The following is a 12,322-nucleotide window of genomic DNA, read 5'->3' as shown; positions in this document are numbered from 1 at the left end:
CCTTGCCTGTTTTTATCTTGTCTTTCCTTCGCTCGCGACGTTTTCAAGCATCTCGCTTTATGGCGCCTTTCTTCTATTAATAATTCGCTCCGCGCCTGCGCGGTGCTGTTAAGGAAAGCCAACATGCAGCTCAAAGACGCCCAGTTGTTCCGCCAACAAGCCTATATCGATGGTGCTTGGGTGGATGCGGACGGTGGTCAGACGATCAAGGTTAACAATCCGGCGACCGGCGAAATTATTGGTACCGTGCCAAAAATGGGCGCCGCCGAAACGCGTCGTGCCATTGAAGCCGCCGACAATGCATTGCCCGCCTGGCGTGCTCTGACTGCCAAAGAGCGTGCTACCAAACTGCGTCGCTGGTTTGAACTGTTGATTGAAAACCAGGACGACCTCGGCCGCCTGATGACCCTGGAACAAGGCAAGCCACTGGCCGAAGCCAAGGGCGAAATCGTTTACGCCGCTTCGTTCATCGAGTGGTTCGCTGAAGAAGCCAAGCGTATCTATGGCGACGTGATTCCTGGTCACCAGCCGGACAAGCGCCTGATCGTGATCAAACAACCGATTGGTGTGACTGCGGCCATTACGCCGTGGAACTTCCCGGCCGCCATGATCACCCGTAAAGCAGGCCCGGCTTTGGCCGCTGGCTGCACGATGGTAATCAAGCCTGCTTCGCAAACGCCGTTCTCGGCCTTGGCTCTGGTTGAGCTGGCGCACCGTGCCGGCATTCCGAAAGGCGTGTTGAGCGTTGTGACTGGCAGCGCTGGCGACATCGGCGGCGAGCTGACCAGCAACCCAATCGTGCGCAAACTGTCCTTCACTGGCTCGACTGAAATCGGTCGCCAACTGATGGCCGAATGCGCGAAAGACATCAAAAAAGTGTCGCTGGAACTGGGCGGCAACGCGCCGTTCATCGTGTTTGACGACGCGGACCTAGATAAGGCCGTTGAAGGCGCGATCATCTCCAAGTACCGCAACAACGGCCAGACCTGCGTCTGCGCCAACCGTCTGTACATTCAAGATGGCGTGTACGACGCATTCGCCGAAAAACTGAAAGCGGCCGTGGCTAAGTTGAAGATCGGTAACGGTCTGGACGAAGGCACCACCACAGGCCCGCTGATCGATGACAAAGCTGTGGCCAAAGTCAAAGAGCATATTGCTGACGCATTGAGCAAAGGCGCAACCTTGCTGGCAGGCGGCAACAGCCTGGAAGGCAGCTTCTTCGAGCCGACCATTCTGATCAACGTGCCTAAAAATGCTGCTGTCGCTAAGGAAGAAACCTTCGGCCCGCTGGCGCCACTGTTCCGTTTTAAAGACGAAGCTGAAGTGATCGCAATGGCCAACGACACCGAGTTTGGCTTGGCCTCGTACTTCTATGCCCGTGACCTGAGCCGCGTCTTCCGTGTGGCAGAAGCCTTGGAGTACGGCATGGTCGGCGTCAACACCGGCCTGATTTCCAACGAAGTCGCCCCGTTTGGCGGTATTAAGGCGTCGGGCCTGGGCCGTGAAGGTTCCAAGTACGGCATCGAAGACTATCTGGAAATCAAATATCTCTGCCTGGGTATCTAAACCCGGCGGGTGGTTCAAGCAGAAGGGGCACGAGAGCGATGCTTCTTCTGCGTTTCAAACTGTTAATTTTTGTGGCCGGGCGCGCCATGCCAGTCGATCATCGCATGCTGGCATGAGTGACACCTCGGCGCGTCAGCCTTGAACCACGCTGCTTGATAAGCAGCGAATGAGGAACACCATGAGCAACAAGACCAACGCATCTCTGATGAAACGCCGTGAAGCCGCTGTCCCGCGCGGCGTTGGCCAGATCCACCCGATTTTTGCCGAGTCGGCGAAAAACGCTACCGTGACCGACGTTGAAGGGCGTGAATTCATCGACTTCGCAGGCGGTATTGCGGTACTGAACACCGGTCACCTGCACCCAAAAATCATTGCCGCCGTGCAAGAACAACTGACCAAGTTGACCCACACCTGCTTCCAAGTGCTGGCTTACGAGCCGTACGTAGAGCTGTGCGAAAAAATCAACGCCAAAGTGCCGGGTGACTTCGAGAAGAAAACCCTGCTGGTGACCACTGGTTCTGAAGCGGTCGAAAACGCCGTCAAGATCGCCCGTGCAGCCACTGGCCGTGCTGGCGTGATCGCTTTCACTGGCGCTTACCACGGTCGCACCATGATGACCCTGGGCCTGACCGGTAAAGTTGTACCGTACTCGGCGGGCATGGGCCTGATGCCAGGCGGTATCTTCCGCGCACTGTACCCATGCGAGCTGCATGGCATCAGCGTTGACGATTCCATCGCCAGCATCGAACGCATCTTCAAAAACGATGCCGAGCCTAAAGACATCGCCGCCATCATCATCGAGCCTGTTCAGGGTGAAGGTGGTTTCTACGTGGCGCCGAAAGCGTTCATGGCTCGCCTGCGCGAACTGTGCGACAAGCACGGCATTCTGCTGATCGCGGACGAAGTACAAACTGGCGCTGGCCGTACCGGTACGTTCTTCGCCATGGAACAGATGGGCGTCACTGCCGACCTGACCACCTTCGCTAAATCCATCGCTGGCGGCTTCCCGCTGGCCGGTGTGTGCGGCAAGGCTGAACTGATGGACGCCATTGCTCCAGGCGGTTTGGGCGGCACGTATGCCGGTAGCCCGATTGCATGCGCAGCGGCACTGGCAGTGCTCGAAGTGTTCGAAGAAGAGCACCTGCTGGATCGCTGCAAAGCTGTAGGCGAGCGTCTGGTGACTGGCCTCAAAGCCATCCAGGCCAAGTACCCGGTGATCGGCGACGTTCGTGCGCTGGGCGCCATGATCGCGGTCGAGCTTTTCGAAGGCGGCGACTCGCACAAACCAAACGCTGCAGCCGTGGCTCAAGTAGTCGCCAAAGCTCGTGAGAAAGGTCTGATCCTGCTGTCGTGCGGTCCTTACGGCAACGTATTGCGCGTGCTGGTGCCGTTGACCTCGCCAGACGAGCAACTGGATAAAGGCTTGGCCATTATCGAAGAGTGCTTCGCTGAACTGGCGTAAGCCCAACAGTGAAGATGTGACTCGATAGACAAAAAAAACCGCTTCGGCGGTTTTTTTTGGTTTGAGCGGTCTATTTACATGCTTTTTTCTGTATCCACGCGCTGCCTTTGACTAAGGTGCAGGCACTGTGCTGGGAGCAAATTGCATGACTGCTGTAGATTTATCCGCTGTACCGAGTGTGTTGATTGCAGAGGCCGATCCTTGGTCTCGGGATTTGCTCAAACAAGTGGTCTTAAGTGTGCGTTGTGACGCGCAGTTGGACGTGTGTAGTGAAGGCCAGCAAGCGCTCGTGCTGCTGAGCCAAAAAAGCTATGACCTAGTGATTGCAGACCGGGATCTTCCTGGCGTTAGCGGTCTAGACGTTTTGCGCTCAGTGCGCCAACGCCGCCGCAGCCCGGCCTTACCGTTTATGTTGCTGAGCAGCCGCAATGACAGCGCCAGTGTGCGTGAAGCCTTGCCGCTGGCGCCGACCGCCTACCTGACCAAGCCGCTGGACATGAACGGTCTGACCAAACGTCTGCACGCACTGTTGCTGAGCGCTGGACAAGAAGTGTTATGCGACGTAGTGGCGCTGGCCCCTGGCATGACCCTCAAGCGCTTTCTGACACAGCGCCGAGGGTCTTCAGACGGCGCGCCGTTGTGGGTTGACGCCCGAGCGGCGGTCAAGCGCAGCTTGAAACCTAATGGGTTGGACTTGAATGCGCTGGAACAGGAAGTGCACACCGATCCACAAATTACTGCCGTGCTGATTGCGGCGGCCAACAGCGCGGCGCAACACCTCACGCGCCCAGCCCAGACGCTTGCCCATGCGTTGCAACGGCTGGGCCCTGCGCAGAGCATGAACCTGGTGCAAGGGCTCACGCTCAAGAACAGCGCGCAGTTAAACGACCCTCGTTTGGCTGATTACGCCGAACACCAATGGGCCGTGTCATTGCGGGCGGCTGAGTATGGTCGCACGTTGGCAAACATGCTGAACCTGGACCAGGAACGCTGCTATTGCGCCGGCTTGCTGCATCGTTTAGGTGACTTGGCCGTGTTGCGATGTTTACAGAATTGGCAGCAGGCGGGCGGCGAACTGGACACCGCAGTGATCGACGAGTCGCTGGACGAGTTTGGGGCTGCTTACGGCTCAGCATTGCGCACGCGCTGGCGCCTGCCGCTGGAGTTGCGCGAGTTGATCGCGGCGGTCTACCACTTGGGGGGCGGGGTGTATTCGCGTGAAGCGCTGGTCATGAACCTGGCGGGGCAGGCGGCCCTTCTGGAGTCAGAAGAAGGCATTGAGACATTGGCTCACAGCAAAACAGCTCGCCTATTGAAAGTCGGCACCTCTGAGCTGTCTCGGTTGATGGGCAAGGTACAACGCATCCCATAAACCCGTAGTCGCTGCCGAGGTACGAAGGCAGCGACTACAGTGGTCGCTGCCTATGACCGCTCTTAAACCGCCGCAGGACGCAGCGAGTAAGTTTTCAATTGCTTGGCAAATTCGTGCAGCGAATGAATCCCGCTCGCCTCTGCCTCGTGTACCCATTCTTTGATGGCTGCCAGCATGTCGTGGCCATTGCTACTGGTCTTAACCCATATCTGTTGCAACGCCAAACGCTTCTCGTAAATCACTTTGAGCGAGTGGCTGTGCTCCAGCAGGGTTTCGATGCGCTGGTGATGGCGCTCTTCAAGCAGGCTGGTTTCACGCGACAGCAGACGCTTCGCGCGGCGGAACTGATGGCGCACCGAGTGATCGACCTTGGCCAGCTCTTGCTGAACCAGCGGCGCGATTACCAACTTGCGGTACTGAGCCATGATCTGGAAACGGTTGTTGAGGATCGCCATCGCGGTGTCCATGTCCAGGTTGCCTTTGCCCTCGACCCGATGGGCGATAGGCGCAACGCGCTGAACTTTGGCAAGACGCAAAAAGCTGAACACTTTGATCCAGGCCCAGCCCAGGTCGAACTCCCACTTCTTGACCGACAACTTGGCCGAGTTCGGGTACGTGTGGTGATTGTTATGCAGCTCTTCGCCGCCAATGATGATGCCCCACGGCACCAGATTGGTCGCGGCGTCGCGGCATTCAAAGTTGCGATAACCCACTGCATGGCCTAAACCGTTTACAACGCCTGCTGCCCAAACTGGGATCCACATCATCTGGATAGCCCAGATTGTCAGCCCGATGGCGCCGAACAGCAGCAAGTCGATAGCCAGCATCAACATCACGCCCAGCAGCTTGTAGCGTGAATAGAGGTTGCGCTCAATCCAGTCTTCAGGGCAGTTTTTACCGTAAATACGCAGCGTTTCAGGATTTTGCGCTTCTTCGCGATAAAGCTCTGCACCTTTTCGCAAAACGGTCGATAACCCTTTGACGACTGGGCTATGCGGGTCATCAGCGGTTTCACATTTGGCGTGGTGTTTGCGGTGGATAGCTGTCCACTCGCGCGTGTTCTGAGCCGTGGTCAGCCACAGCCAGAAGCGGAAGAAATGCTTTAGGCCACCGTTGAGCTCAAGTGAACGGTGCGCTGAATAGCGGTGTAGATAAACCGTGACACCGATAATGGTCACGTGGGTCATCAACAGGGTGACTGCAACCAATTGCCAGGCTGACAAGTCGAGAAAACCGTTGTACCACATAGGCTGTTTGGCCCTCGGGAAAATGAAAAAAACTGCAACACGCATTATCACTATGCAGCCAGATAAAACCAGTCGCCCTTTCAGATAAGAGTGCCCGGATGTTTCTTACACTATAATTCCCTTTTTTTTGTAGGCGCTATAACTTTCATATGTCGGTTTCTTATCGTGATGCCTTGCGTGCGGCCCTGTTATACGTACTGATATCGGTAGTCTGGCTGCAACTAACTGATTATTTATTGAGCAGCTATTTCTATGAGCCGACGCAGTTGGCCCGCTGGGAACTCATAAATAGCTACGTTTGGGCGTTTGTCAGCGCCGTACTGATTTTTGTCGCCCGAGCCCGGCTGTTGAGCTTTTTGGGAGCGGGCGCCAGCTTGCAGCGTCAACATCAGGACCGAGAGCGTCTACGCCAAGCTGAGGTGGTTTTTGATTGTACGCGCGAAGGTGTGCTGGTCACCGACCGTAATGGCGTGATTGTGCATGTGAATCGCGCTCTGGTTGAAATCACCGGATATACGGTAGAAGAGGTGCTGGGTCGACGTCCCAACATGTTCAAATCAGGCCACCATGGCCCCGAGTTCTATCAGGCAGTATTCAAGGCATTAAAAGACAACGGTGACTGGCAAGGCGAGATTTGGAACCGTCGCAAAAGCGGTGAAATTTTTCCGCAATGGCAAACCGTTCGTGCGATCAACGATTCCCAAGGGCAACTTAGCCACTACGTCGCGGTGTTCACGGACATATCGGCGATTAAAAAGTCGCAGAGTGAATTGGCACGGCTGGTCCACCATGACCCGCTGACCGAACTGCCTAATCGCCTGCTATTCACTGATCGCACCGAACAGGCACTGGTCACGGCGCAACGTCATACCTCAGGCTGCGCGCTGCTAATCATCGACCTTGATCATTTCAAAATTATTAATGACAGCCTTGGGCACAACGTCGGCGACCTTTTGCTCAAAGGGGTCAGCGATCGTTTGCAGGGGGTTTTTGGCAAGGGTTTTACCGTAGCCCGGTTGGGCGGCGACGAATTTGCCGTGCTGATAGAAAATTGCGCAACAGACAGCCAAGCAGAAGCCTTGGCGCAACAGGTGCTGGAGGTCATGAAGGCGGCTTTTGATATCGAAAAGCATCAGCTGTTTATCAGTGCCAGCGTGGGTATCAGCGTGTTTCCCAGTGACGCGCAGAACGCCGAACAGTTGCTGCGTAACGCGGACTCAGCCTTGTTCAAGGCCAAAAATGCGGGTCGTGAAGGCTACGCCTTGTATACCGAAGAACTGACGGTGCATGCACTTAACCGCATTGAGGTGGCCAGCGACTTGCGCCGTGCGCTGGAGCAACATGAACTGCGGGTTTACTACCAGCCCGTGCATGACCTGAACTCCAGCCGACTAATTGGCGTTGAAGCATTGGTGCGCTGGCAGCATCCGCTGCGAGGCTTGGTGCCCCCAGGCGAGTTTATTCCCATCGCCGAGCGCACCGGGCTGATTGCCGAAATCGACGCGTGGGTGTTGGAGCAAGCGTGTTGGCAGATGTGTCAGTGGCAATCGGCAGGAGTGGACTTGTCGTTCGTGGCCGTGAACATATCTAGCCGCTTGTTTGCTCGTCCGGAGTTGTACACGCTGGTTTCGACCGTGCTGGCGGACACCGGGTTAGACCCGGCCCTGCTGGAGCTCGAAGTCACCGAAAGCGCGGTAATGGATGACTCGCAAGGCGCGCTAGAGCAGATGCACCGGCTGCGAGCGCTGGGTTTGCGCTTGGCCATAGATGACTTCGGAACCGGTTTCTCATCACTGCTGCGGCTCAAGCGCCTGCCTGTGCAGAAACTCAAAATCGATCAGGGGTTTGTCGCCGGGCTGCCTGAAGATAACGACGACGTGGCGATTGTTCGCGCGGTCATCGCGCTTTCTCAGAGCATGGGGCTGCAAGTGCACGCAGAAGGGATCGAGCAAATTGAACAGGCGCAGTTTCTGCTCAACCTTAACTGCAATCTGGGGCAGGGCTACTGGTTTGGGCGCCCGATGCCGGCCAGTGAACTGGATTGGCAGCGAGCGCCTGTGATCAGTCGCTGAGCTAAGGATTAAGGCTTCTCGGGCGGCAACTCAGGCAGTGCACGAAGCGCAGTCTCGTACCACTCGGTGTTAAATGCGCGATCTTCATCGAGCATCGCGTCAATTTCTACGGCCAACACGTGGGCCATCAAGTTCAGAATCTCTTCGCGCTCGTAACCGACCAAGGTCAATTTATTGAACGTAGCTTTGGCGGCTGGAGGCGTGTCGCTTTCGATCTGGTTCTCAATCGCCTGGGTCAGCGTGGACTCGGTGAACTCTTCTTCGTCGTTGTCGATATCTGTTGGCTCGCTCACGGGCAGGCTCCTTAAGTTAAGACCGGCAGTTTAGCGGTATTCACCAAGGTGATGCTGCTAGCCAGCTTAGCGGCGAAGCTCTATAACAGCCGCTGCCAACCCCAACACGGCCTGGAGGTATAAGTAATGCTCAAGCTTTATGGATTCGCGGTTAGTAACTACTACAACATGGTCAAGCTGGCGCTGCTGGAAAAGGGCCTTTGCTTTGAAGAGGTGCCATTTTTTGCCGGGCAAACCCCCGAGGCGCTCATCGTAAGTCCGTGCGGTAAAGTGCCGGTGTTGGGTGTCGAGCAAGGTTTCGTCAACGAAACCAGCGTTATTCTCGACTACATCGAGCAGACTCAACCAGGCCCTAAACTGCTGCCGACCGATCCCTTTGAGCGCGCTCACGTGTTGGCGTTGGCTAAAGAAATCGAGTTGTATATCGAGCTTCCTGCCCGTGCTTGTTACGCCGAAGCCTTCTTCGGTATGCCCGTGCCCGATGCAATCAAGAAAAAGTCCAAGGCTGAACTGCTGCAAGGCATTTCTTCGCTCGCACGGCACGGAAAATTCTCACCCTATGTCGCTGGCGAAACGCTGAGCATGGCGGACATTTACTTCCTCTACAGCGTCAGCCTGGCCTGTGCTGTAGGTCATAAAGTGTTCAATCTGGACCTGCTGGCTGAGTTGCCAGCGGCCAAGGCGCTCCTTGAGCGCTTTGAGCAAAACCCGCACGTGAAGCGTATTGCTGCCGACAGAGAGGCGGCAATGCCGCAGTTCCTAGAGTGGGTCAGCGGTAAACAGTAACGGTTAGTCGTACGAACGCCAGCTATTACGCTGGCGTTTTTTCGAACACAGAAGTAGGGTTTTTCTCTAAGTTGTTGTCATAAGTAAACACATTTAGATGCATTCTGTAATAGGTCGTTTAGTGCGAATTCCGTCGCAGTCATTAGCCTAAATAGAGTTGATGCTCTAACTATTTAAGGATGACCGAGATGCTGAAACTTTACGGATTTGCGGCCAGTAACTACTTCAATATGGTCAAGTTAGCACTATTGGAAAAGGGTATTGCTTACGAGGTTGTGCCTTTTCACGGGTGTCAGAACCCGGCCATTCTCGCGGTCAGCCCGCGCGGCAAAGTCCCGGCGCTAGAGACCGAACAAGGGTTTCTCAGTGAAACCGATGCGATTCTGGACTACCTCGAAGAGACTCAATGTGGGCCTGCGCTATTACCGCCTGACCCTTTCGCCCGCGCCCAAGTGCGCGCCATGGCTAAAGAAATCGAGCTATACATCGAACTGCCTGCGCGGCTGTGTTACGCCGAAGTGATTTTTGGCGGACGACCTACGCCCGAGGCACTCAAGCGCAAGGCTGAGCGGGACATGATCAAGGGATTTGCGACATTGTCGCGGCGCGCGAAATTTGCCCCGTACGTGATGGGTGAGCAATTCACGGTGGCGGATCTGTACTTTCTCTACAGCGTGGATTTGGCCGCCATGGTGGCGAAAAAGCTGTTTGATGTGGATGTGCTGGCTGACATGCCCAAAGCGCGGGCGTTGCTGGCGTTGTTAGCCAAAAATCCGAACGTACAGAGAGTCGCGGCAGAGCGGATGGAGGATATTCCGCTGTTTCTGGAGCGAATCAAAACAGCCTGAGTTTGTAGGCCCGAGCTGCCTCGCGATCTTTTGAATGTTTAAAAGATCGCGAACAAGCTCGCTCCTACACGGTTCGCGCTATTAACGGCTGGCCAACAACGCCTTGCCGCGAACAACAGCTGCTTTCACCTGAGCAGGTGCAGTGCCGCCGATGTGGTTACGCGCATTGACCGAACCTTCCAGGGTCAGCACCGCAAACACATCGTCTTCGATCTGATCGCTGAACTGGCGCAGTTCTTCCAGGCTCATTTCAGCCAGGTCTTTGCCCGTCTCCACGCCATACTTCACGGCATGGCCCACGATCTCGTGGCAGTCACGGAACGGTAAGCCACGGCGCACTAGGTAGTCGGCTAAGTCAGTTGCCGTCGAGAAACCACGTAGCGCTGCTTCACGCATGATCGCGTGCTTGGGTTTGATCGCCGGGATCATGTCCGCAAAGGCGCGCAGCGAATCACGCAAGGTGTCGGCAGCGTCGAACAGCGGCTCTTTGTCTTCTTGGTTGTCCTTGTTGTAGGCCAATGGCTGGCCTTTCATCAGGGTCAGCAGGCCCATCAAGGCGCCAAACACACGGCCACTTTTGCCACGAACCAGCTCGGGCACGTCGGGGTTTTTCTTTTGCGGCATGATCGAGCTGCCGGTGCAGAAACGGTCTGGCAGATCAATGAACTGGAATTGAGCGCTGGTCCACAGCACCAGCTCTTCGGAGAAGCGCGACAAGTGCATCATCGCGATGCTGGCGGCGGCGCAGAATTCGATGGCGAAATCGCGGTCGGAAACGTTGTCCAGCGAGTTGCCGCCCACAGCGTCAAAGCCCAGCAATTGAGCAGTCAGTTCGCGGTCAATCGGGTAGGTCGTACCGGCCAGTGCGGCGCTGCCCAGAGGCATGCGGTTAGTGCGCTTGCGGCAGTCGATAAGGCGCTCATAGTCGCGGCTCAGCATTTCGAACCAGGCCAGCATGTGGTGACCGAAAGTCACCGGTTGAGCCGTTTGCAGGTGCGTGAAGCCCGGCATGATGGTCTCGGCTTCGCGCTCGGCTTGCTCCAGCAGGCCTTTTTGCAGGCGCGTAATTTCAGCCAGGATGACGTCGATTTCATCACGCAGCCACAGGCGAATATCGGTTGCTACCTGGTCGTTACGGCTACGGCCGGTGTGCAATTTTTTACCGGTCACACCGATGCGATCGGTCAGGCGCGCCTCAATGTTCATGTGCACGTCTTCTAGGTCGATGCGCCAGTCAAAGGTGCCGGCCTCGATTTCGCCCTGGATGGTTTTCAAACCTTCGATGATGCTGTCGCGCTCGGCATCGGTCAGCACGCCGACCTTGGCCAGCATGGTGGCGTGGGCCACAGAGCCCATGATGTCGTGACGATAAAGGCGCTGGTCGAAAGTGACGGAGGCAGTGAAGCGCGCAACGAAGGCGTCGACGGGTTCACTGAAGCGGCCGCCCCAGGACTGATTGGTCTTGTCGGTGCTCATGGATTCGCTCGTAATCGGCTGAGGGGAGTACATAAAAAAGTTGCTGCAGATCATAACAGGGTTGCCATTCATGGCGTTGACGCAGGTCGGCAGGTTTTAGATGAAGTGAGGTATAAACAAAATACCGAAACGAAATGTATCGATTGGCCACTTTCGTCTTGGCAAACGTCTACAGTTGCTCGTAGGGATCAGTCTTTACAGGTCGTTGTAGATTGTTGGACGTATCCGGTATTAAATCGAGCAACAGACACAGGTGAATTTTGCTGTGCCACTTGCGGCACTTTTTGGCCTTCGCGCTAGTCTTAGCGTGGATCGCCGTGACAGTCGTCACTTCACCTGTCTACGCTATCCTTGTGCGAGACTCACGCAGGAATACAGCGCTATATGAATGTCCTGATCGTTGATGACGAAACCTTGGCCCGCGAACATTTGAGCCGTTTGCTCAGCGTCGCCGGGGGTTATACGTTGCTAGAGCCCGCCGCCACTCATGGCGAAGAGGCACTGAGCCTGATCGAAAGTCTGAAACCGGATGTCGTTCTTCTCGACATCCAGATGCCGGGCTTGGACGGGTTACAGGTAGCAGCCAAATTATGTGAGCGTGAGTTGCCACCCGCGGTGGTGTTTTGCGTCGCGCCTGACGAGTTTTCCGTGCAGGCCTTGCAAGACAGCGGTGTCAGCTACGTGCACAAGCCGGTCAGCGCCGAGGCCCTGAGTGCGGCCTTGAAAGACGCCCACCGGCCAAATCGCGTGCAACTGGCGGCCCTTACGCGGCCTGCTGCGCAAACGGGCAGCGGCCCGCGTAGTCACATCAGTGCCCGAACCCGAAAAGGCATTGAGCTGATCCCCATCGACAAAGTGATTTACTTCATTGCTGATCATAAATACGTGACCTTGCGTCACGAGGGCGGCGAAGTCCTGCTTGATGAACCGCTCAAAGCCCTTGAAGACGAATTCGGTGATCGTTTTGTACGCATTCACCGCAATGCATTGGTGGCGCGTGATCGCATAGAGCGTATGCAGCGCACTCCGTTGGGGCATTTTCAGTTGTTCCTCAAGGGGCTCAATGGCGATGCGCTGATTGTAAGTCGACGTCATGTCGCGGGTGTGCGAAAAATGATGCAACAGCTTTAGCCTGCAGGGCTAAAGAGCACATGGGGGACGGTTTTGGGCCAGGGAGGCCACGTACTTTCTGATACAAGT

Annotated in this window: 10 protein-coding genes and 1 pseudogene; 8 read left to right on the top strand and 3 right to left on the bottom strand. The window is 56.0% G+C overall.

Annotated elements, in window-relative coordinates; genetic code table 11:
• The first annotated feature begins 123 nt into the window (after window positions 1-123).
• The 3 genes from gabD (at window position 124) to B347_RS0104170 (ending at window position 4,400) form a co-directional block, all read left to right on the top strand.
• Window positions 124-1,566 (top strand): NADP-dependent succinate-semialdehyde dehydrogenase, encoded by a 1,443-nt coding sequence (gene gabD / locus B347_RS0104180; protein ID WP_019408454.1) that lies wholly within the window; start codon window positions 124-126, stop codon window positions 1,564-1,566.
• Window positions 1,567-1,744: 178 nt separating this feature from the next.
• Window positions 1,745-3,028: a 4-aminobutyrate--2-oxoglutarate transaminase gene (gabT, locus tag B347_RS0104175; protein WP_019408453.1), complete on the top strand. Its 1,284-nt coding sequence runs from the start codon at window positions 1,745-1,747 to the stop codon at window positions 3,026-3,028.
• Window positions 3,029-3,173: 145 nt separating this feature from the next.
• Window positions 3,174-4,400 carry an HDOD domain-containing protein gene (locus tag B347_RS0104170; RefSeq protein WP_019408452.1) on the top strand — a complete coding sequence of 409 codons (1,227 nt, stop codon included), beginning with the start codon at window positions 3,174-3,176 and terminating at the stop codon, window positions 4,398-4,400.
• Between the two features lie 62 nt (window positions 4,401-4,462).
• On the opposite strand, the gene desA is transcribed toward B347_RS0104170, so the two are convergent.
• On the bottom strand, window positions 4,463-5,647 hold the full coding sequence (gene desA / locus B347_RS0104165) for a delta-9 fatty acid desaturase DesA (RefSeq protein ID WP_019408451.1): 1,185 nt from the start codon (window positions 5,645-5,647) through the stop codon (window positions 4,463-4,465).
• A gap of 149 nt (window positions 5,648-5,796) precedes the next feature.
• On the opposite strand from desA, the gene dibA reads away from it, so the two are divergent.
• Window positions 5,797-7,719 (top strand): phosphodiesterase DibA, encoded by a 1,923-nt coding sequence (gene dibA, locus B347_RS0104160; protein WP_019408450.1) that lies wholly within the window; start codon window positions 5,797-5,799, stop codon window positions 7,717-7,719.
• Window positions 7,720-7,727: 8 nt separating this feature from the next.
• Here the strand turns inward: dibA and B347_RS0104155 are convergent, their stop codons facing one another.
• Window positions 7,728-8,012 (bottom strand): hypothetical protein, encoded by a 285-nt coding sequence (locus B347_RS0104155; RefSeq protein WP_019408449.1) that lies wholly within the window; start codon window positions 8,010-8,012, stop codon window positions 7,728-7,730.
• Window positions 8,013-8,138: 126 nt separating this feature from the next.
• Between B347_RS0104155 and B347_RS0104150 the strand changes: the two genes are divergently transcribed.
• Together B347_RS0104150 and B347_RS0104145 are read left to right on the top strand one after the other, a co-directional pair.
• Complete coding sequence (locus B347_RS0104150) at window positions 8,139-8,798, top strand: glutathione S-transferase family protein (RefSeq protein ID WP_019408448.1); 660 nt, start codon at window positions 8,139-8,141, stop codon at window positions 8,796-8,798.
• A gap of 188 nt (window positions 8,799-8,986) precedes the next feature.
• Window positions 8,987-9,646, top strand: a complete 660-nt coding sequence (locus B347_RS0104145; protein WP_019408447.1) for a glutathione S-transferase family protein — start codon at window positions 8,987-8,989, stop codon at window positions 9,644-9,646.
• An 81-nt stretch (window positions 9,647-9,727) separates the two neighbouring features.
• On the opposite strand, the gene argH is transcribed toward B347_RS0104145, so the two are convergent.
• Window positions 9,728-11,122 (bottom strand): argininosuccinate lyase, encoded by a 1,395-nt coding sequence (gene argH / locus B347_RS0104140; protein WP_026013981.1) that lies wholly within the window; start codon window positions 11,120-11,122, stop codon window positions 9,728-9,730.
• A 271-nt stretch (window positions 11,123-11,393) separates the two neighbouring features.
• On the opposite strand from argH, the pseudogene B347_RS26370 reads away from it, so the two are divergent.
• Both B347_RS26370 and B347_RS0104135 read left to right on the top strand, forming a co-directional pair.
• Window positions 11,394-11,510 (top strand): annotated as a pseudogene (locus B347_RS26370) (sensor histidine kinase); the annotation flags it as partial.
• Window positions 11,507-12,253: a LytR/AlgR family response regulator transcription factor gene (locus tag B347_RS0104135; RefSeq protein ID WP_019408445.1), complete on the top strand. Its 747-nt coding sequence runs from the start codon at window positions 11,507-11,509 to the stop codon at window positions 12,251-12,253. The pseudogene B347_RS26370 and the gene B347_RS0104135, both read left to right, overlap by 4 nt.
• Window positions 12,254-12,322: the final 69 nt, after the last annotated feature.

Origin of the sequence: Pseudomonas psychrophila HA-4 (assembly GCF_000282975.1) — a bacterium.
Taxonomy (GTDB): Bacteria; Pseudomonadota; Gammaproteobacteria; order Pseudomonadales; family Pseudomonadaceae; genus Aquipseudomonas; species Aquipseudomonas psychrophila_A.
Note: the sequence above shows the minus strand (reverse complement) of the source record. Positions and strands in the feature narration are given on the sequence as shown.

What these genes read in the sequence shown, in the direction of transcription:
- gabD (WP_019408454.1), top strand. Translation starts at nt 124, where the DNA reads ATGCAGCTCAAAGACGCCCAGTTGTTCCGCCAACAAGCCTATATCGAT.
- gabT (WP_019408453.1), top strand. Translation starts at nt 1,745, where the DNA reads ATGAGCAACAAGACCAACGCATCTCTGATGAAACGCCGTGAAGCCGCT.
- B347_RS0104170 (WP_019408452.1), top strand. Translation starts at nt 3,174, where the DNA reads ATGACTGCTGTAGATTTATCCGCTGTACCGAGTGTGTTGATTGCAGAG.
- desA (WP_019408451.1), bottom strand. Translation starts at nt 5,647, where the DNA reads ATGTGGTACAACGGTTTTCTCGACTTGTCAGCCTGGCAATTGGTTGCA.
- dibA (WP_019408450.1), top strand. Translation starts at nt 5,797, where the DNA reads ATGTCGGTTTCTTATCGTGATGCCTTGCGTGCGGCCCTGTTATACGTA.
- B347_RS0104150 (WP_019408448.1), top strand. Translation starts at nt 8,139, where the DNA reads ATGCTCAAGCTTTATGGATTCGCGGTTAGTAACTACTACAACATGGTC.
- B347_RS0104145 (WP_019408447.1), top strand. Translation starts at nt 8,987, where the DNA reads ATGCTGAAACTTTACGGATTTGCGGCCAGTAACTACTTCAATATGGTC.
- argH (WP_026013981.1), bottom strand. Translation starts at nt 11,122, where the DNA reads ATGAGCACCGACAAGACCAATCAGTCCTGGGGCGGCCGCTTCAGTGAA.
- B347_RS0104135 (WP_019408445.1), top strand. Translation starts at nt 11,507, where the DNA reads ATGAATGTCCTGATCGTTGATGACGAAACCTTGGCCCGCGAACATTTG.